Source organism: Thermovenabulum gondwanense, from assembly GCF_001601575.1.
In the GTDB taxonomy this organism is placed as follows: domain Bacteria; phylum Bacillota; class Thermosediminibacteria; order Thermosediminibacterales; family Thermosediminibacteraceae; genus Thermovenabulum; species Thermovenabulum gondwanense.
In genome coordinates this window covers 64,975-84,219 of the sequence record NZ_LOHZ01000027.1, presented here as the reverse complement: position 1 = coordinate 84,219, position 19,245 = coordinate 64,975, and the positions used below count along the sequence as shown (strand labels likewise).

18 protein-coding genes are annotated in these 19,245 nt (G+C 39.2%); 5 read left to right on the top strand and 13 right to left on the bottom strand.

Features of this window, described 5'->3' with window-relative positions; all coding sequences use genetic code 11:
• Positions 1-69 precede the first annotated feature (69 nt).
• Positions 70-1,503: an RtcB family protein gene (locus tag ATZ99_RS05765; protein WP_157074720.1), complete on the bottom strand. Its 1,434-nt coding sequence runs from the start codon at positions 1,501-1,503 to the stop codon at positions 70-72.
• An 84-nt stretch (positions 1,504-1,587) separates the two neighbouring features.
• On the opposite strand from ATZ99_RS05765, the gene splB reads away from it, so the two are divergent.
• A complete protein-coding gene (splB, locus tag ATZ99_RS05760; RefSeq protein WP_187694828.1) occupies positions 1,588-2,610 on the top strand; it encodes a spore photoproduct lyase in 1,023 nt (340 codons plus the stop codon).
• On the opposite strand, the gene ATZ99_RS05755 is transcribed toward splB, so the two are convergent.
• The 5 genes from ATZ99_RS05755 to ATZ99_RS05735 all read right to left on the bottom strand — a co-directional run bounded on the left by ATZ99_RS05755 (position 2,607) and on the right by ATZ99_RS05735 (position 7,382).
• Positions 2,607-2,873: a CPF_0552 family protein gene (locus ATZ99_RS05755; RefSeq protein ID WP_068748284.1), complete on the bottom strand. Its 267-nt coding sequence runs from the start codon at positions 2,871-2,873 to the stop codon at positions 2,607-2,609. The genes splB and ATZ99_RS05755 overlap by 4 nt on opposite strands.
• A 40-nt stretch (positions 2,874-2,913) precedes the next feature.
• Complete coding sequence (locus ATZ99_RS05750) at positions 2,914-3,729, bottom strand: carbon-nitrogen family hydrolase (protein WP_068748283.1); 816 nt, start codon at positions 3,727-3,729, stop codon at positions 2,914-2,916.
• A gap of 79 nt (positions 3,730-3,808) precedes the next feature.
• A complete protein-coding gene (locus tag ATZ99_RS05745; RefSeq protein WP_068748282.1) occupies positions 3,809-5,608 on the bottom strand; it encodes an FAD-dependent oxidoreductase in 1,800 nt (599 codons plus the stop codon).
• Between the two features lie 363 nt (positions 5,609-5,971).
• Positions 5,972-6,280, bottom strand: coding sequence for a hypothetical protein (locus ATZ99_RS05740; protein WP_068748281.1), 309 nt, complete (start codon positions 6,278-6,280; stop codon positions 5,972-5,974).
• 13 nt (positions 6,281-6,293) lie between these two features.
• Positions 6,294-7,382 carry a S8 family peptidase gene (locus ATZ99_RS05735; protein ID WP_068748280.1) on the bottom strand — a complete coding sequence of 363 codons (1,089 nt, stop codon included), beginning with the start codon at positions 7,380-7,382 and terminating at the stop codon, positions 6,294-6,296.
• A gap of 116 nt (positions 7,383-7,498) precedes the next feature.
• Between ATZ99_RS05735 and ATZ99_RS05730 the strand changes: the two genes are divergently transcribed.
• Together ATZ99_RS05730 and ATZ99_RS05725 are read left to right on the top strand one after the other, a co-directional pair.
• Positions 7,499-7,906 (top strand): hypothetical protein, encoded by a 408-nt coding sequence (locus ATZ99_RS05730; RefSeq protein WP_068748279.1) that lies wholly within the window; start codon positions 7,499-7,501, stop codon positions 7,904-7,906.
• A gap of 102 nt (positions 7,907-8,008) precedes the next feature.
• Complete coding sequence (locus ATZ99_RS05725) at positions 8,009-8,734, top strand: pseudouridine synthase (RefSeq protein ID WP_068748278.1); 726 nt, start codon at positions 8,009-8,011, stop codon at positions 8,732-8,734.
• Positions 8,735-8,743: 9 nt separating this feature from the next.
• Here ATZ99_RS05725 and ATZ99_RS05720 read toward each other — a convergent pair whose 3' ends face one another.
• Both ATZ99_RS05720 and ATZ99_RS05715 read right to left on the bottom strand, forming a co-directional pair.
• On the bottom strand, positions 8,744-10,312 hold the full coding sequence (locus tag ATZ99_RS05720; RefSeq protein WP_068748277.1) for a PD40 domain-containing protein: 1,569 nt from the start codon (positions 10,310-10,312) through the stop codon (positions 8,744-8,746).
• Positions 10,313-10,326: 14 nt separating this feature from the next.
• Positions 10,327-11,142 (bottom strand): Cof-type HAD-IIB family hydrolase, encoded by an 816-nt coding sequence (locus tag ATZ99_RS05715; protein WP_068748276.1) that lies wholly within the window; start codon positions 11,140-11,142, stop codon positions 10,327-10,329.
• Positions 11,143-11,288: 146 nt separating this feature from the next.
• Between ATZ99_RS05715 and ATZ99_RS05710 the strand changes: the two genes are divergently transcribed.
• Together ATZ99_RS05710 and ychF are read left to right on the top strand one after the other, a co-directional pair.
• The gene (locus ATZ99_RS05710; RefSeq protein WP_068748275.1) at positions 11,289-12,464 is read left to right on the top strand and encodes a Gfo/Idh/MocA family protein; all 1,176 of its coding nucleotides are present in this window, start codon (positions 11,289-11,291) and stop codon (positions 12,462-12,464) included.
• A 98-nt stretch (positions 12,465-12,562) separates the two neighbouring features.
• Positions 12,563-13,657 (top strand): redox-regulated ATPase YchF, encoded by a 1,095-nt coding sequence (gene ychF, locus ATZ99_RS05705; protein WP_068748274.1) that lies wholly within the window; start codon positions 12,563-12,565, stop codon positions 13,655-13,657.
• Between the two features lie 76 nt (positions 13,658-13,733).
• Here ychF and ATZ99_RS11840 read toward each other — a convergent pair whose 3' ends face one another.
• The 5 genes from ATZ99_RS11840 to ATZ99_RS05685 form a co-directional block, all read right to left on the bottom strand.
• Positions 13,734-13,847, bottom strand: coding sequence for a MetS family NSS transporter small subunit (locus ATZ99_RS11840; protein WP_222927084.1), 114 nt, complete (start codon positions 13,845-13,847; stop codon positions 13,734-13,736).
• Entirely contained in the window at positions 13,840-15,372 is a 1,533-nt protein-coding gene (locus ATZ99_RS05700) for a sodium-dependent transporter (RefSeq protein ID WP_068748273.1), read from the bottom strand. The genes ATZ99_RS11840 and ATZ99_RS05700 overlap by 8 nt, the downstream gene beginning before the upstream one ends.
• A gap of 25 nt (positions 15,373-15,397) precedes the next feature.
• Positions 15,398-16,786, bottom strand: a complete 1,389-nt coding sequence (locus ATZ99_RS05695; protein WP_068748272.1) for a tryptophanase — start codon at positions 16,784-16,786, stop codon at positions 15,398-15,400.
• A 303-nt stretch (positions 16,787-17,089) separates the two neighbouring features.
• On the bottom strand, positions 17,090-18,448 hold the full coding sequence (locus ATZ99_RS05690) for a sigma-54 interaction domain-containing protein (RefSeq protein ID WP_068748271.1): 1,359 nt from the start codon (positions 18,446-18,448) through the stop codon (positions 17,090-17,092).
• A gap of 14 nt (positions 18,449-18,462) precedes the next feature.
• Positions 18,463-19,197 carry a metallophosphoesterase family protein gene (locus ATZ99_RS05685; protein WP_068748270.1) on the bottom strand — a complete coding sequence of 245 codons (735 nt, stop codon included), beginning with the start codon at positions 19,195-19,197 and terminating at the stop codon, positions 18,463-18,465.
• Positions 19,198-19,245 lie beyond the last annotated feature (48 nt).

Here is a 19,245-nt window from a genome sequence, read left to right as displayed (position 1 = left end):
TTATAACTTATCTATATATTATATTTCTATGATTTTTTTTGTAAACCTTCTTTTTTTGTAAAAAAATCCTCAAGATTCTTCTCCCTCGCCTTTAAGCACAGCCAAGGGCTTTAGCTTTGCCACCGGCATGGTAAGTTTGGCATCTACAAGGGTATTTACCACCTCATCGATATCCTTATAGGCAAGTGGGGCCTCATCCAGCAAAGATTTCAAGTCTTTTGAAGCTATAAACACATTTTCCACCTGTTTTAAAAGCTCCTTTTCTGTAAATTCTTCCTTTGCCCTTTTCCTGGACATCACCCTTCCAGCCCCGTGATTCACAGAATTGAAGGTTGCCCTATTATTCTCAAGACCTATTACCACATAGGAAGCGGTTCCCATACTGCCGGGAATTACGGCGGGATGCCCCGTCTTTTTATAAATCTGAGGATTATCGGGATGCCCTGCAGGTAAAGCCCTGGTAGCTCCCTTTCTGTGAACCAGCAACCATTTTCCCCCGTGCATTTCTTTTTTTGCTATATTGTGAGCTACATCGTAGAGTACATCTAAACCTAATTCCTTCTCATCCTTTTTAAAAACCTTCAAGAAGGCTTCCCGGACAAAATAAGTTATAAGCTGGCGGTTGCAAAAGGCGTAATTGGCAGCTGTACCCATTGCACCCAGGTATTCAATCCCATCTTTAGAATGAATGGGAGCACATGCGAGCCCTTTTACCGGAGCAAAGGTTTTATTCTTATCCTGATTATCCCACATCTTTTTCGAAAACTCCGTACAAATCTGATGGCCGAATCCCCTGCTGCCGGTATGAATAAGAATATATACGAAGCCTTTTTGTAATCCAAAAAATTCAGCAATATTTTCGTCAAAAACGCTGCCTATCCTTCCTATTTCAATAAAATGGTTGCCTCCTCCTATTGTACATAACTGATCCGCTCTTTCCTTGGCACTTTTGGGCACACATCCGGCATCCGCAAAAGGTATTCTACCCTCATCCTCTATTCTTAAAACATCCTCTTTTCTGCCGTATCCTGCATCTATAAAATAACTGACTCCGATAGAGGCAATAGCCTCCAAATCAATTTTCCGAAAAGCCTTTACCGCACTGGATTTTCCTACTCCCGAGGGTACATATTCCGATATTATTTCTAATATTTTCCTTAATCTTTCTTTCGTTAATTCTTCTGCAGGAATACGAGTGGTAATAAGCCTAACTCCGCAGTTAATATCCATTCCTACAGCTCCTGCCGACACCACTCCTTCCTGCCAGTCCGTTGCCATACCCCCGCCAATAGGGAGGCCAAACCCTGTATGGATGTCCGGCATCCCCACAACCGGGCTTATTACACCTTTTAGCATTGAGGCATTGTAAAGCTGTCTTAAAGATTCGTCTTCAAGAAATTCATTAAAAAGTTTATCGCTCAAGTAAACATGAATATCGATATTAGTTTCTTCATTTTTCATTTGATAAAGATTCATAGAAATCTTTTTAAATTTCTCTTTCATAGGTATAAATTACCTCCTTAAAATTTATTAACTTTCCGAAAAAGTTTATAAATGTAAGGGAAAAATACAAAAGGAGGGAGAATTATGTACGAGTTCATCCCGAAAAGGGCTTTTTTCGAAAAGGATGCGTTGGAATACCCTACCGGTAAAAATATTTATTTGAAAATGCAGGAGCTTGGCGTAGATACCCAAATTATAGGGACTCACAACCGGGTGACGGGAATCCCGGGAAAAACTCCTCAGGAAGCATATTTTGAAGCTAAAAGAACCTTAGTGGTAAGCGTCAGGCGCACTCTGGATTTTGAAACCTGCAAACCTTCTGCCCATTACCAGCTTCCTTTAGTAACAAGCTGTCCAGGAGAATGCGAATACTGTTATTTAAATACAACCCTAAGCAAAAAACCTTACATCAGGGTATACGTCAATATAGATGAAATACTAAAAAAGGCAAAAGATTATATGGAAAAAAGAGCTCCCGAAGTAACATTATTTGAAGGGTCAGCCACAAGTGATCCTTTACCTGTGGAAATCTATACCGGTTTTTTGAAAAAAACCATAGAATTTTTTGCAAATCAGGAGCTCGGTTATTTCAGATTTGTTACCAAATTTTCAAATGTGGATCCGCTCCTGGAAGCAAAACACAATAAAAAAATCACGGTCCGCTTCAGCATAAACTCGGAAACAATCATAAAACAATTTGAACACAAAACCCCATCCTTAGATGAGAGGATAAACGCCGCTTTAAAACTGGCAGAGAAGGATTATAAAATAGGGTTTATGATAGGGCCTATCATTTATTACCCCGCCTGGGAATACGAGTACGATAAAATGTTATCAAAATTAGCCGAAAGTTTAAAGGGGTATAAGGATACTTTGGAATTTGAGTTAATCACTCACAGGTTCACGGTAAAAGCTAAGAAAAATATACTGCAGGTATTTCCAAAGACGAAATTGCCTTTAGAAGAAAAGGAAAGAGTTTTTAAATTTGGGCAGTTCGGATACGGCAAGTACCTCTACCCTGCCGAAGTAATGGAAGAGCTCAAAAACTTTTTCCAAGAAAAAATCCGGGAATACTTCCCGGCATATAATATACTCTATTTTGTTTAAGATTCTTCAAAGGACAAAACAAACTTTTTTGCCTTTACCCGTTCCAAGGAATTAAGCTCCCTTTGAAGTTCCTCAATTTCTCCGTCGCTTCCGCAGAGCTGCAGGATAATAAGCCCTTCGTCGTAACACTGCTTTTCATCTACTTCGTGAAGCCCAAGTCTTGCTTTGATGATGCATCCATGCTTGGTTAAGATTTCCTGAACCTTAGGAGCGCAGGCATTTCTGTTGTCCACCAAAATTCCCATTATGGTGTGGCACTTCATAAAAAGCCTCCTCTGTATTTTTATTTTTTATGAAAAACTTTTAATATATATCCGGTCTTCTGTCATCATATACAGGCATATATCTTCTGATTTTTTCTATCTTGTTTAAACTTAACGAATGGCATATAACTGCCTCTTTATCGTCCAATTCGACCTCCACCTCTCCCCATGGATCCACAACCAGGGAAGCTCCGGGGAAAATAACATTCCCCTGTCTACCTGCTCTGTTAACACCCACCACATAAATTTGATTTTCTATTGCCCTTACAATGTTTAAAAGCCTCCAATGCTTGTCTCGAGGCAACGGCCACTGGGCCGGTACAAAAAGTATTTTTATATCTTCCAGGGCTATTTTCCTAATAAATTCCGGAAATCTGAGATCATAGCATATCACTATACCGCATTTTATACCGTCCAATTCAAAGGTTGCCATCTTTTCCCCCGCAGTTAAAAATTTATCTTCTTTCATAAGCCTGAAAAGATGAACTTTATCGTACCTTGCAATTATTTCTCCCCGTCTATCAATGATGTAGGAAGAATTGTATACTTTTGTTTTGCCTTCAACCTTCCTTTTATCGGCTATGGAACCCGCTATTATATTAACTCCAAAATTTCTTGCTAATTCCCGGAGGTTTTCTATACAAGGGTTCCCCATGTTGTCCGCAATTTTATCAAGATTTTTCAAGTCATAACCTGTATTCCACATTTCAGGCAGGACTACCGCATCAATATGCTTATTTTTTTCTAAGGTTTGTTTTACCTCTTTTAAAACCTTATTTAGATTATCTTCTACTTTTCCATCTTCAATATCTATCTGTATCAAGGCTAATTTTATTGAATTTTTTTGAAGGTTCATATATGGTTTCCACCCCATGTTTTATTAATATTTCACCGTTCAGGCGATATAATACATCTAAAATTATATATCAACATTATCATCTATTTTGTATATATTTTACAAGGCAATCAATTAAAGCATATGCTTCGGAGTTAGTTAAATAATCATTACTCTTTATAATACGAGTATATATTTTTTCATCAACAAGGCCTTCCTTCAACAATTCTTCCCAGTTTCTATAATTGCTCGATAAAATTTTATTTAACATCTCAATATAATCTGTTTTTTTAACGGGATAGTTTTTATCATAATTTTTCAAGATAGTTGTATCTATTTTTATTTGAGAATGGGAGTTTATAAGAAAAAATACTCCTGAAAATGTATAAATTGTGGCAGTATCTTCTAATCGGTAATCATTGGAATAACCCTTTGACAGCATTGCTTTGTTCCTGAGGCTTTTTATGTAAGGATAAGCCCAGCTATTTTTTTCGGGGTTATCAACTTTAATTGGTTTTAAATCCACACCCTGTTTTTCAAGCCGAGTCCTAAGTTCGTTGATTAATTTGTTTGAACGAGCTATTTCCCTGAAAGTAACGTTTTTTTCTATTGCAAGTTTTGAAGCAACTCCCGCTGCCTGACCCAGAGCCATTCCGACCGGTACGGTCCTGGCACTTCCGTGAGCAATTACATCATAACTCGCACAATGGCTTGCTATTAAAAGTCCATCTATATTTTTAGGCACCATTACCCCAAAAGGGATACCGTAAGGATTTGTACCGCAAAGGGCAATACCCGTCATGCCCTTTTTACGTGCCTGCAAGTCGATAGGATAGCTGCCAAAAGCAACGGCTATTTCCTGATTCCTGTTTTCAAATATGTCATCGGCCGTCAACGTATACTCCCCTATAATATGTCTTGACTCCCTAATATAAAGTTCCTGAGCAACTCCTGCTAGTTCTGCATTTTCAAAACCGGGGGCATTTTTCCTCATGAAGTCGATAATACCTGGAAGTTCTCTTTTGGCCCTTTCTATTGCCCTTTTTTTCTCATTTTCATCCAAAGGATTTACATTAAAAATCTGAAGAGCATTAATAACAACAGTTCCATCTTTTTGCCTCCCCGCATTAATTCCCCGCATCTGAATGTCTGGATCTTTTATCGGAGTTTTATACATCACTTCATAACCCCATGCACTTGTATTATTACCTCCCGTGTAAGGGTTACCGTCCTTTTGCAAATATGATACTACTTTATTCCAATCTACATTCTTTACGGAAAACACTAATGTGGCCGCTGCTACTTCTCCAGGAAAACCAAAATCCTCCCAACCAAACTTATAAGGTACTCCGCTTGCTGCAGCTATATCCGCATTCTGGGTAGAATCTATAACAATGCTGGTATTTACCAAATAGTTTATTCCATTTTTTCCAAAACTAATACCCTTAATTTTGTTGTCTTTTACTATTGGCTTTATATCCGATACAGTTAATACAACATCAACTCCAGAATTCTTCAGCATATCGTTAAACACCTTTTGGACTTGAAGAATATCAAAAGCAGAACCGCCACCTACTTTTCGGTGAAATTCGCCGAAAATTCCTTTGTTTACAATTTCTTTTGTATTTTTGCTTTTATAATTTAAATCCAGAGAATTAAGCCAACCTAATGTGTAAAGTCCACCTACTTTATCCCTTCGGTCTATCAGCAGGGTTCTAAGGCCGTTTCGCGCAGCCGAAACAGCGGCTGCTATACCCTCGGGTTCCGCACCTACTACCACCACTTGATAATACTTTTGCGGTATAACCCTTTCACTCGCTACGGGAGTATTTGATATAAAGATTATTATTACAATGCTTACAATTAACAGTGTTTTAAGTAATTTATTTAAATTAATCACCCAGACTATCCCCCCGATTAACCACTTTATATAATATAATGATATCATAAATGTTGGGATTAATAAAGTTGCAAATATATATTATTTTCTTGAAAATTGCAAAAAACTTAATAAAGCCACAGTATTTTTTCACACTTTTCCCACCACCGCATATTATAAAATTAGAAATCTCAATAAGGGAGGTAAATTATCATGACAGAAGTGACCAGAAGCGGATGCAACAACTGGTGGTGGATATTCATAGTGATTTTCATAATCATTCTGCTTCTCTGCTGCTGTTGCAGTGTATTCTTCGCGTTTTAAAACTTAAAAAATCGTTAGTATAAGAAAGACCCTGGATGCTCCCAGGGTCTTATTTTAATCTTATGAACTCCATTTTTCCAGCATTTTTTTCATATCCTCCGGCATAGGCATATCCGGATAAAACTTTTCAAACTCAAGAGCGAGCTGCTTCACCTGTTTTTTTACCTCCGGCGGCAGTATATCTACAAAAGATTTCATGACATTTTCCAAACCTTTTTGGTCAATTTCTTTTATTCCCAGCTGTTCCAGCAGCTCCCTAGCTTTTTCCATATTATCTGGAGTTATCCCATATTCCGCCATAATTTTTGAAATGGATTCGGCATTAAGGCCCGTCGACTCTAAAGATTTCTTCAGTTCTTCAAAATTCATAATATTTTCCCCCTTACTCAATTATTGATAAAGCTTTTCTAACATCAATAAAACCTGCCCCCTGTTTTTCCTTAGAATAGCCGAGGCTCCTTGCCGTCCTTGCTAATGCTTCTTTAAGTTCGGAAGGTTTTATGCGCTTCTTGCTGAGGATTAAGGCGCAAGCCCCGGATACATGAGGGCAAGCCATTGAAGTCCCGCTCATTAGAACATAACCGCCGTTGTTGTAACAGGACAGGACGTCGACCCCGGGAGCTATGAAGTCCACTTCTTTACCCTGGCTGGAAAAAGGGGCAAATACTCCCCTTCTATCGCATGCAGTAACCGCCATTACTTCCTCATACTTTGCCGGGTAAAGAACACCGTCCTTTTTACCGTTATTTCCAGCAGCAGCTACCAGAACGATGCCGTTGTCGTAGGCTTCTTTAATAACCCTTTTAAGAGCATTGCTGTCATTGGAAATTCCAAAACTCATATTTATAACATCCACTTTTGAATCAATACACCAATCTATTGCTTCAAGAATTCCCGAAAGCTGTCCGCTTCCGTTTTTATCAAAAGCTTTTATCGAAATAATCTTTGCTTTCGGGGCAACCCCTACTACCCCAATATCGTTATTTACCGCCGCTATGGTTCCGCTGACATGGGATCCGTGTCCATTGTCATCGGATATAAGGTTTTTTTTGTAGGTTCCCATTAATTCCTTTAAATTTTCCTTTAAATCCGGATGTGTTGCATCAACTCCGGTATCGATAACGCCAACCCTTATTTCATCGCCGTTAAAACTTTTCCAGCATTCCGGTGCTCTTAACTTTTCTATCCCCCAGGGTATTTCCTGCCCCCTTAAGGAATAGATTTTTACTGATTCGGGTATAACCTGAATATATACGCTGACATCTTCTTCCACCGATTCGATCCAGGGCTCCTCGCTTAAAAGGCTGAAAACCTCAGGCCTCTTTGCCCTGCATATGGCTATGTTAAGACTCCGGAAGTTTTTTTCCACAGCAAGCCCGTACTTTTTATAAATTTCAAACCTTTGAGAAGGCCTGGTTCCCTTTTTAAAAACTATTATTTTATTTTCAACATTTTGAGTGCCAATATCCACCCTTTTCTCCCTCCATTCCTTTTTCAGGCTTATAATATTAAGATATTCACCCTAACACATTTATGTGATATGGCATATTATAAAATTGAAAACCTATGAGTTGAGGTGATTAAAAAATGTCCGAAGAAGGAGAAAAAATTGAAAGAAAATGCGAAACGGAAGAAATAAAGGCTGAAATTGCGGGTGCACAGGAAGGAGAAAAGGACGAAAAAAGAGATGTGGAAAATCTTTTTATCCTAAGCAAAAAAATACTCCGCCATACAATTATTACGGGTAAAATGGAAAACTCCTTGAAAACAGCAGCTAATTCTTTTGATTTTCTTAAAGCCCTTGTTGATAGCCTGGCATCTATTTCCAGTATAGCCCGGGAAAAACTTATAGAATCTGCAGAAGAAACGGAAATTAATAATACTCTGCTACAGGGTAAGAAACTCTTCGCCCCCTTATTACTCAATATTTTACACACCGAAGAATTTAAGCAGATAATGGCAAATACTCTCGTCCAGGTTTTAAACGATAAATAATCTTTTTGAGGTTGATTTTTTCAACCTCTTTTTTTATTTTAAAAAGATAAAAAAGATGATAATATAAAAAGGCAAAAAAATCGAGAAAGGAGTTTTTAAAAAATGGAAAAGAAAGAAAGGCTGGATAAGGTTCTTTCCATGTGCGGTTTTGGCACGAGAAAGGATGTAAAAAAGATAATAAAGGAAGGAGAAGTATCGGTAAACGGTGAAGTTATAAAAGACGCGGGCTTTCACGTCTCCCCCCAAACCGATAGAATTTGCGTTTTGGGAGATCCAATCATTTTTAAAAGAAACCTTTATGTGATGCTCTATAAACCTGCCGGTGTGGTATCCTCCACCTGCGATAAGAAAGATGAAACTGTTGTAGACCTTTTAGAAGGCGAGTATTCTCACAGAAACCTTTTCCCCGTGGGAAGGCTCGACAAGGATGCGGAAGGTTTAATTCTTCTCACCGATGACGGCATCCTTGCCCATAAGCTTTTATCCCCAAAGAATAAAGTTTTTAAAGAATATTACGTGGAGGTAGAAGGGTATTTATCCGGTGATGACGTGCAGGCTTTCAGTAAAGGCATTCAATTGGAAGATTTTAAAACCTTACCCGCCGAACTAATCATTGTTCAAAGCGATGAAATTTCCAGGGCGGTAGTGAAAATATGTGAGGGTAAATTTCACCAGATAAAAAGAATGTTTGAAGCCCTGGGGAAAAGGGTAGTTTACTTAAAAAGAACGGCAATAGGTTCATTAAGATTAGATGACTCCCTTTCCCCCGGTGAATGGAGAGAGCTGACGCAGGAAGAATTAGAAACTTTAAAAAATGAGCTGACTTAAAAGTAACATTTATAAAGGGATCAATGTAATTTTTTCTTTTTCCTGTTCATCGTTATAAAATAGTACTATATAGTCGTTAATAACATTGTATTCCCTGAATACACCTTTTGTTCTGAAGATCTCTTTTCTTTCTCCTTTGTTAACTTTAAAAATGCTGATTTCTCCATTATTAATTCCAACGATAATCAAGTTCCCTTTTATCAGCTTAAGATTTTGATACTTCTCGGGTATAAACCTGTACCCGGTATCGATTACCTGACTGGACCCTCTGTTGTAATAGACTAGATCCTTCCATCCTTCATCAATAGTTTTATAAAAATAGTACTCTTCTTCGGAAAGTATCAATGCAGGATAAAACCCAATTTTAATATTTTCTTCATTTATTTTTTTTGCCTTATTTTCTTTTAGATTGAATATCCACAATCCATCAAAGGCTATAGAATTCATTTTTTCCGGATCAAACACACTGTATTTATTGAGCTCCTTAGCGTTTTCCCGGGTGACACTGGAAAATACCATATAATTCGAATCTCCATTAAAATAGGAGAATCCTATTCTCATACCCTGCAGGGCTATATTCAACTCTTTATTTTCTTTAAAATCAATTACCCGTATACCGTCGGCGATGGGATAGGGGCCGTCCTCCCCTTCTACGTATTCAAACTCACCTTTTTCATTCTTTACTACATAATAAAAAGCTAAATATCTTCCGTCAGGTGACCAGCGGGGGGTAAAATAGTCTCTTTCACCCGCTCCGGCAATAAGAACTTCTTTTTTATTTTCCACATCAAAGGCATACATTCCTCTTCTTTCCGGCTCTAATAGGCTGTAAGCAACATATTTCCCCTCCGGAGATATTTGAGGGTAAAAAAGTCCATCATAGGAAGGAAGTCCGGATTTTAAAAGGGTAATATTACCGCTTGCCAGTTCTAATTGAATATATTTCCCCGGGATAAATATTATTGCTTTTTCCTCTTCGGGCAAAAATCTAAAATTACCAATATAAAGGTGTTCAAGCTCTATAAAAGCAATTTTCTTTTTGTTCCCGCCGGCAGTATCAAAACTGTAAGCTGAAAAACCAATTTTTTCTCCATCTTTTTCGGCTTTCAGGTAGTATAACTTATTGCCCTTCCATCCCAAAAGGTAAAAAAGATATCCTTTCTCCGCATACTCCGCTTCAATCCTGTCGACGGTTAAAACCGTTTTTAAGTCCTTAGAAATAACGTACAGTTTGATATTTTTTTCTCCATCCTCTTTGATAAGGGGAAATTTGCCGTCTTCGGAGGCAAAGGAATCCGTAAGGTAATAAACAAAGGAATGAAAATACCCTGCCTTCGCTACCGCTTCCGTATATGTGGTATTTTCTGCCGCCGGGTTAATCTTTCTCATCAGTTTTAAATCGCCAAACTCTACCGTAGCCTCATTATTACCGGTATTATCTTCTTTTTCACTATTTCGATTTTGTGAATTTTGAGAAGGGGGTGCCGTATTTTGCTTACCGCAGGAAATCGCGGATATAATAATCATTAAAATCAGCAATAAAACCAAAAGGATTTTCGATAATTTTTTAAATCCCATTTTTACATCTCCTTTTATTTTATAGTAAATGGTTCCATTTTCCCCAAAAGTATTTTTTCAATTAAAAAAGCTACCCCTCCTTCATCGTTTCTCCTGGTAATAAACCGGGCTTTTTTCTTCAATGGTTCTTCGGCATTTTCCACAGCTACCCCGAGTCCTGCCGTTTTAAGGAGAGAAATATCGTTGAAATTATCCCCCACAGCACAGGCTTTTCCCAAAGGAATTTTGAGGTAATCGCATAATTTCTTTAAACCTTCTCCTTTTGATACATTTTCGGGTAAAATCTCAAAATAGTATTTATCACTTTGTACCGCATTAATATTTATACCGTATTTTTGCTCAATTCTTTTTATTTCCTCCTTGGCCAGGGCCACATCCCCCACAAGGAGTATCTTATTTGCCCTTTCAATTTCCTTTAAATTGTATACCCGATCGTATATCACTTTTTGTACATTGATATAATAATCATGGGCGGATTTTATTTCGGAAATAAAAACTTTGTCGTGATAATGAACAACTATTCCTATCTCAGGATTATCCATAAAGTGGTCTATAATAATATCGTACAATTTTCGTTCAAGGTAGACGGTATAAATACGTCCTTTTTGGGGATCGTAAAGTTCCCCTCCGTTGAAAAGTACCGCCGGAATATCTAAGTTCAATTTTTTTATATAGGGAAGCGCTCCCCTTTCTCCCCTTCCCGTGGCGATTGTAAAAAGCCCCCCTTTTTTTCTGAAGGCTTCAATTGCCCTCATATTTTCCTCGGGTATGTTTTTATTCTCATCCAGCAATGTCCCATCTAAATCCGTTACTATAAGCCTGTATTCCATATATTAGACCCCCTACGGTTTTTTTCCTCACTTATATTTTACAATAAAATCCTCCGGATTTCTTTTTATTTTTTTCAGCTTTTAATCAGTCCTCCTTTATCCTGATATGTAATGGAAATTTAGAAGAAGGGATAAAATATAAAAAATTGCTTTTAAAGGGAGGGATAATTACGCCCATTGACATAGGAATTATAGGAGCCGGATGGATTTGTGAAATGATATTGGATTCCCTGCAAAAAAAAGGTAAGGATAAATTTAATTTAACTGCGGTTTGTGATGTAAATACTGCAAGGCTTCAAGAACTTAAAAGCAAATATGCGATAGATAAAATCTATACCAGTGCCGACGAATTAATTAAGGATTCAAAAACCGAAAGCATTGTAATTGCCACACCGCCTTTTTTACATTTTGAAATGGGTAAAAAGGCTTTAGAGGCAGGAAAACACTTATTTTTAGAAAAACCGGGCTCCCTTACCGTCGAACAAATGGAAGAACTGGCAGACATTTCTTCCAGAAAGGGTTTAAAAGCTACCATAGACTACGTAATGAGGAGAAACCCTCTTTATATAATTTTGAAGAAAATTTGTGATGCAAAGATTTTTGGATTCCCTGAAAGGGCATATTTAGAAAACTACGCCCATGATGACCATCTTTTGCCTTCTCACTGGTTCTGGGACTACGAAAAAAGCGGAGGAATATGGGTAGAACACGGTGTTCACTTTTTCGATATAGTAAACTGGTTGTTTAAAATGCCGGTAAAGGTACAAGCAATTAACTTTGTGAGAAATGGAGAAGCCTTAATAGACAGGGTATACGGGTTTTCCCTCCATGAAGGAAATGTGGTAATATCCTATTACCACAGCTTCACCAAACCCGAAGCTTTTGAGAAAACTTCTTTTCATTTTATTTTTGACAGGGCCTATGCAAGGGTAGACGGCTGGATTCCTGAAAAACTGGAAGTTGAAGCCCTGCTTAATAAAGAGGAAGAAGAATTTTTAACGGAAACCCTTTTAAGGAATTCCGACGATTACTTACCCGGAGTAAATATTGATATCAATTGCAATATATTAGCAGAATACAAAGGTGATTCCAGATTTTTTAAAGGGAAAGGGAAATTTTTTACGGCCTCCCGCCGGGTAAAAATTGAGTTTTCCTTAAAGCAGGACCGGTGGGAAGTGTATAAGGCCTCTATATTTAAAGGTATTGAAGATTTAACCGAAGCAATAAAAGATAAAAAAGAATCTTTGGAGGTCACCTTGGAGGATGCCTTAAATTCATTAAAAATAGCCCGGGATATGGAAAAAAGTTCTATAAAGATTTAAATATAAGAGGGCAATTCCCTCTTTTTTATTTACAAATTCCCATGTATTTTATATAATTCATTAATGTGTTACCACCTTTGAAAGGAGACAAAATCACAATGGAGATAGGTATTGTAGGTCTGCCCAATGTAGGAAAAAGCACCCTTTTTAACGCTATTACCAGAGCAGGAGCTGAATGCGCCAATTATCCTTTCTGCACCATTGAACCAAACGTAGGGGTTGTTCCCGTGCCCGATGAAAGACTGGATTTTCTGGCGAAAATGGAGAATCCGGAAAAAATCACCCCTGCGGTTATAAAATTCGTGGACATTGCCGGGCTGGTCAGGGGAGCCAGTAAGGGTGAGGGCCTCGGAAATAAATTTCTATCCCATATTCGCGAAGTAGATGCCATTGCCCATGTGGTCAGGTGCTTTGAAGATCCCAATGTGGTTCATGTGGATGGAAAGGTCGATCCCGTCAGGGATATAGAGACCATTAATCTTGAGTTAATTTTCGCCGATATGGAAACAGTAGAAAAACGTATTGATAGAACCAAAAAACAGGCAAAATCCGGAGAGAAACAGTATTTAGAAGAACTTGCACTTCTTGAAAGAATAAAAGAAGATCTGGAAAAAGGTATCCCGGTAAGGGCTATGGAGCTTAAAGAAGAGGAAATTCAAAAGGTGAAGCAGTATTTTTTACTTACTTCTAAGCCCGTCATTTATGTGGCAAATATATCCGAAGAGGACCTGCTTTCAAAAAAAGAAGGAGAACTACTAAAAAAAGTAAAGGAATATGCGTTAAAAGAAGGGGCCGAAGTTATACCGGTCTGCGCCAAAATTGAAGCAGAACTTGCAGAACTGGAAGGAGAAGAAAAAAAAGAACTTTTAGGGGAATACGGCCTTGAAGAGTCGGGATTGGACAGGCTAATAAGAGCTTCTTACAGACTGCTCGGTTTAATAACCTTTTTTACGGCAGGTCCGAAAGAAGTCAGGGCATGGACGATAAAAGAAGGTACAAAAGCACCTCAGGCAGCCGGAAAAATTCACAGCGACTTCGAAAGAGGCTTTATCAGGGCTGAAGTGATATCCTTTGAAGACCTGGAAAAATGCAAAAGTCAAAATGAGGCAAAAGAAAAAGGGCTTATTCGGATTGAGGGTAAAGATTATATCATGAAAGACGGAGATGTGGTCTACTTCAGGTTTAATGTGTAATCGTGTCATTAAAAAAGGTGCCTTTAAAAGGCACCTTTTTGCTGTATTTTAAATATATGTCTTATATTGCTCGAATTTAACGCGATTTTCTCAGAGCGATGGAAATGAAAAGTGCAAGTCCGCCGTAAAGAAGAGTAACTCCAAAAATCAGCATCGCAATAGCACCGGGTTCCATACCTGTATTAGTCATTTCTGGACACCACCTTTTCACTAACCTGCCCATAGGGGTCCATCTTTGTCCACGGCCTTGATGCAAGGTATAAAGCCGCCACCAGCATTCCTATTGCCACACCCCATCCGAGAATTATAATGGCGCTCATGGGATAACCGCTGTAAGGAGCTTTGAATTCATTGATGATGTTTTGTATGAACATATATCCGAGGATCATCGGGGTGAGGTATTTTACGCAGAAATCCAGCCACCATCCAATTCTGAAATCCGAATACCTGTTGGCATGTTCCTTAATTTTATCCGTACCGTAAACATAACCCAGCAAAATAGCTTCTATTAAACCAAGTAGAGCAATCCCGTAATTCCCAACAAAATGGTCAACAATATCGAGGATGTGAACTCCAGCACCGGTAGCAATAAACATACTGCCTATAAATCCGCCAATAGAAATCCTGGTAATTATCTGCTCCCGGGACAGATTATACTTATCAAGGGCAGCGGTTGCAAAGGATTCAAGCATGGAAATACTTGAGGAAATTCCCGCGATGAACAGTGCAAAGAAAAACATTATTCCGAAAAGACTCTGCAGGAACTTGGGCATTGGCAGCATGCTTATAGCCTTCGGGAATGCCACGAAAGCCACGCCCGCACCGCTCGTTGCCACTTTTTCGAAGGGCACTCCCGAAGCGACAGAAACATAGCCGAGTATACTAAATACGGCAAGCCCTGCCATAAAGTCGAAGCTGGAGTTTGAAAATACCGTGATAAAAGAGTTGTTTACTATATCGGATTTCTCGGGCAGGTAGCTGGCATAGGCTATCATTACACCTACCGCCAAAGTAGTTGAGAAGAAAACCTGAGCGTAAGCGGCAATCCAAACCTTTGCGTTCATAATCTTTGAAAAATCGGGTTTTAAAAACCAGTTAAGACCGTAAGCCGCACCGGGGAGGGTTAACCCCCTTATTGTAATAATCACCATCAAAAGTGCCAGAAGCGGTGTCATTACCCGGCAGGCCTTTTCGATTCCTCCCGAAATACCTTTTTTAGTTATGGTGTAATTCAAGAGCCACACGATAATTACCGCCACAGCAATGTTCCACCTGAAGCCGCCAAGGTCCCAGGGGCCGCTGGATACACCAAGGAATTTCCCGCCGAAAAAGGCATTGGGATCAGCTCCCCAGGCCTGGGTAATTGCGTAAACCAGGTAGTTTAAGCTCCAGGAAATAATAGTTGAATAATAGCACATTTCAATTAGCGGCACCATCGTCTGCCACCAGCCGATAAACTCGTACTTTTTACCAAGTCTTGCAAAAGATAAGGTGGCTCCGCCTCTCATTTTGTGACCGAAGGAAAATTCCATTATCATCAAAGGCACCCCGGCGGTCAGGAGTGCAAAGAAATAAGGCAGAATGAAGGCGCCGCCTCCATTCTGGTAGGCCATAAAAGGAAAGCGCCAGAAGTTTCCGAGACCAACGGCAGCACCAACGGTAGAAAATATGAAGCCTGCCCTTGATCTCCACTGATCCCTTTCAAAATTTTCCATAACCTCACCCCTTAATTTTTATTTTTTACTCTACCGGCTCCAATCTTGCAAGGAAGTGTCTTAATACCGGTGGCTCGTATACCAATCTCAATCCTTTCAAGGATTCCCTTCTTGAATAGACCCTTTTTACAGCTTCAGCAATTACATCCATGTGGCTGTTGGTGTATACCCTCCTGGGTATAGTAAGCCTTACGAAATCAAGAGCCGGAAGTATCTCTTCTTTTGTAATCGGGTCCCTTCCGGCCAGAAGGCTTCCTACCTCCACCGCCCGGATTCCCGCTTCTATATACAGTTCAACGCAAATCACCTGGGATGGATATTGATTTTGCGGGATGTGAGGCAAGAATTTCTTTCCATCTATAAATACCGCGTGTCCACCGGTGGGATACTGAATGGGTACGCCGGCTGCCCTGAGTTTGTCGCCGAGGTATTTTATCTGGTTAATTCTCCAGTAAAGGTAGTTTTCGTCCAGTACCTCCTCCAAACCGCGAGCCATGGCTTCCATATCCCTTCCTGCAAGACCGCCGTAGGTAACGAATCCTTCCATGGGAACGACCATTTGCTGGACCTTTTTGTAAAGCTCCTCATCGTCTTTAAGGGCAATTAATCCGCCGATATTCACGAGGGCATCCTTTTTGGCAGACATTGTAAAGCCTTCCGCATAGGAGAACATCTCTCTTACTATTTCTTTGACAGTCTTATTCTCGTAGCCTTTTTCCCTTTCTTTAATGAAATAAGCATTTTCAGCAAACCTCGCCGCATCAATAAAGAGCTTTATCCCGTATTTATCGGCAATTCTTTTTACTTCTTTAATGTTTTCCATGGATACCGGCTGTCCGCCAGCGCTGTTGCAGGTAACTGTAGCAAGAATAAAGGCGACATTTTCAGGACCTACTTCCTTAATGAAGGCTTCCATTCTTTCCACATCAAAGTTCCCTTTAAAGGGATGGTAATTTTCCGTGTCTTCGGCTTCTTTAATAACAAAATTCTTGGCAATACCACCGGCTAATTCAATATGCGCCTTAGTTGTATCAAAATGCATATTGCCCAGTACATACTGACCCTTTTTGATCAGGAGGGGGAATAATACCTTTTCTGCACCCCTTCCCTGGTGGGTAGGTACCGTATAATTGTAACCAAAAACATCCTTTACAACTTCGCAGAGGTGGATGTAGTTTCTGCTTCCGGCATAGGCTTCATCTCCGAGCATCATACCCGCCCACTGGTAATCGCTCATTGCAGAAGTGCCGCTGTCGGTCAGCAGATCGATGTATACATCTTCGGATTTTAGCATGAAGGGGTTGTATCCCGCTTCTTTAATTTTTCTAATCCTTTCCTCCCTTGTCAGTATTTTTAAGGGCTCGACCATTTTTATTCTGTAAGGTTCTGCCATTCTCGTAAGATCGTCCAGCATTTTTAGGCCTCCTTTTTATTTTATAGGTATTTGCAAAAACGAAACATTATCAATGCAATCTTTATGCCATCAATGTTGAATGATTGAAAGGCCTTATTGCTTCAAAAAAACTATTTTTATAAAAAAATTTTTATTTTACGTCATGTATCATTTTTGTACATAAATAAATAAATGTCTCTTTTCGAGACATTTATTTCATAAATTCATAATAATTTATGTCTTATTTTGATACAATTTTGCATAATTTTATAGTTTTGTCCGCAATTCTTTTATTATTCTTTTACTTTTAGATATTTGCCAATATTAGCAGTTGATACCGTATTCTTTTATTTTCCTGTACAATGTAGACCGGGGTATTCCGAGCACCTGGGCGGCCTTACTTTTGTTTTTAAATACTTTGAGGCTTTCTTCTATAAGGTTTCTTTCGACTTCAAAAAGCTTCGGCCAGCGGTCTTTTGCCGAATCGTAATACTGATAAGGGCTTTCTTTTATAAGGTATTCGGGCAGGTCCTCTACCGTTATCAAATCATCGTCATCTATAATCATGCTTTTTTCCAGAATATTTTCCAGTTCCCGAATATTACCCGGATAATCGTAATTTAGAAGCATTTTCATAGCAGCAGAAGCAATTTTGGGTTTTGCCCTGTCAAGCCTTCTGGCCAATCGGTTAAGAAAATAGGAAATATACAGCGGAAGGTCCTCTTTTCTTTCTTTTAATGGCGGAACATCTATTTTTATTACATTTAATCGGTAATATAAATCCTCCCTGAACTTCTTCTCCTTTACCATCATCTCCAGATCCTTATTGGTGGCAGCTATAACCCTTACATCCAGCCTTATCTTCTGGGTGCCTCCCACCCTGATAATTTCTTTTTCCTGCAAAACCCTGAGCAATTTGACCTGCAACGGGTAAGGCATATCCCCTATTTCATCCAGGAAAAGGGTGCCTCCCTCCGCCTGTTCAAAAAGGCCGGGTTTCCCTTTGGAAGACGCTCCCGTAAAGGCTCCGGCTTCATAGCCAAAAAGTTCGCTTTCCAAAAGATTTTCCGGTATTGCTCCGCAGTTAACGGCAATGAAGGGTTTATGTTTTCTTACCCCTTTATCATGGATAAATTTCGCTATTACTTCCTTCCCGGTGCCGCTTTCGCCTATTATAAGAACATTTGAGTTTATGTTGGCAGCTTTTAACGCAAGAGAAAAAGCTTTTTGCATTTTAGCATTTTTCCCTATTATAGGTTCCTCATTTCCTATGAAGCTCGAAAGCTGAAGGGAAAGCCTGTTTATCTTTTCTTCCGCTTTTATTAATTTTGCGTTCAAATTTTCCAGCTCGGTAATATCCAAAAACACCGAAATTGCTCCTATTACTTCACCGCAGCCTTTATTTTTGATTGGTACAATGTTTGAAATAACATATCTATCGTTTACCCGGGTTTTAACCCCTAATTTTTCCCTGCCCGTATTTATTACATCGGGTATTGAAGAATCCGGAGCGACTTCCCTCACATACTTACCCAGTATCTTTTTGTTTTCAAGACCGGTAATTCGCTCGTTTGCTTCATTTACGTACAGTATCTTCCCATCTTTATCGGCTATCACAATACCTTCATGGACATGGTTTAAAATAATCTCTATGCTGTTTATCATTTCGGAAAGAATTTTCATTAAAACCCCGCCCTTTACGCAATTCCTCTCACGAGATTTGCGAATAATTTCGGCAGTCCCCTTTCTTCTATCAGCCCTGCGCTTTTTTCAAAGTCATAGGGAACTTTCATTATTTTAAAGGTAAGTTCTCCCGGTTTTATTTCCATAAAAACCCAGGTGGCATCCTTTGAAAACTTATTCTTCCCTTGCTCGGGCTTGGGCTTTCCCACACTTCCGGCATTAATTACAAATCTGTCCTTTAAGGTTTTTACATAAGGAATATGGGTGTGACCGCATAAAAGTATGTGACAGTGATTTTCCTCAAAAAATTTTATGAGCCTTTCCGGGGAAGTGTCCTCAAAAAGGTATTCATTTGTCCTCTCCGGGCTTCCATGTACGGCCAGGATTTTATAGCCTTCCGCTTCAAACTCCACCTTGCGGGGCAGATTTTTTAAAAATTCGCGGTTTTCCTCCTTAATATTTTCCGAGGTCCAGGATAGAGAAATTCCCCCGAGCATTGCCTCTTCTTCCGTTTTATAATCACAGCCGCAGACCATCTTCCTGAAGCCTACTGCTTCATCGTAGTTTCCCATCACCGTTGCAATACTTTCTTCCCTTATCAGCTCTACAACCTCATTGGGGCTTGCTCCGTAACCTACCAGGTCTCCGAGACAAAGGATTTTATCGGGATTGTAAAGTTTTATATCTTCGAGGACTGCTTTTAATGCTTCAAAATTTGAGTGGACATCGGAAAAAACGGCAATTTTCATTTTTATACTCCTTTCCTTATAATAATTTTTTCAAGGATATTTTCAAAA

What these genes read in the sequence shown, in the direction of transcription:
- ATZ99_RS05765 (WP_157074720.1), bottom strand. Translation starts at nt 1,503, where the DNA reads ATGAAAGAGAAATTTAAAAAGATTTCTATGAATCTTTATCAAATGAAA.
- splB (WP_187694828.1), top strand. Translation starts at nt 1,588, where the DNA reads ATGTACGAGTTCATCCCGAAAAGGGCTTTTTTCGAAAAGGATGCGTTG.
- ATZ99_RS05755 (WP_068748284.1), bottom strand. Translation starts at nt 2,873, where the DNA reads ATGAAGTGCCACACCATAATGGGAATTTTGGTGGACAACAGAAATGCC.
- ATZ99_RS05750 (WP_068748283.1), bottom strand. Translation starts at nt 3,729, where the DNA reads ATGAACCTTCAAAAAAATTCAATAAAATTAGCCTTGATACAGATAGAT.
- ATZ99_RS05740 (WP_068748281.1), bottom strand. Translation starts at nt 6,280, where the DNA reads ATGAATTTTGAAGAACTGAAGAAATCTTTAGAGTCGACGGGCCTTAAT.
- ATZ99_RS05730 (WP_068748279.1), top strand. Translation starts at nt 7,499, where the DNA reads ATGTCCGAAGAAGGAGAAAAAATTGAAAGAAAATGCGAAACGGAAGAA.
- ATZ99_RS05725 (WP_068748278.1), top strand. Translation starts at nt 8,009, where the DNA reads ATGGAAAAGAAAGAAAGGCTGGATAAGGTTCTTTCCATGTGCGGTTTT.
- ATZ99_RS05720 (WP_068748277.1), bottom strand. Translation starts at nt 10,312, where the DNA reads ATGGGATTTAAAAAATTATCGAAAATCCTTTTGGTTTTATTGCTGATT.
- ATZ99_RS05715 (WP_068748276.1), bottom strand. Translation starts at nt 11,142, where the DNA reads ATGGAATACAGGCTTATAGTAACGGATTTAGATGGGACATTGCTGGAT.
- ychF (WP_068748274.1), top strand. Translation starts at nt 12,563, where the DNA reads ATGGAGATAGGTATTGTAGGTCTGCCCAATGTAGGAAAAAGCACCCTT.
- ATZ99_RS11840 (WP_222927084.1), bottom strand. Translation starts at nt 13,847, where the DNA reads ATGACTAATACAGGTATGGAACCCGGTGCTATTGCGATGCTGATTTTT.
- ATZ99_RS05700 (WP_068748273.1), bottom strand. Translation starts at nt 15,372, where the DNA reads ATGGAAAATTTTGAAAGGGATCAGTGGAGATCAAGGGCAGGCTTCATA.
- ATZ99_RS05695 (WP_068748272.1), bottom strand. Translation starts at nt 16,786, where the DNA reads ATGCTGGACGATCTTACGAGAATGGCAGAACCTTACAGAATAAAAATG.
- ATZ99_RS05690 (WP_068748271.1), bottom strand. Translation starts at nt 18,448, where the DNA reads ATGAAAATTCTTTCCGAAATGATAAACAGCATAGAGATTATTTTAAAC.
- ATZ99_RS05685 (WP_068748270.1), bottom strand. Translation starts at nt 19,197, where the DNA reads ATGAAAATTGCCGTTTTTTCCGATGTCCACTCAAATTTTGAAGCATTA.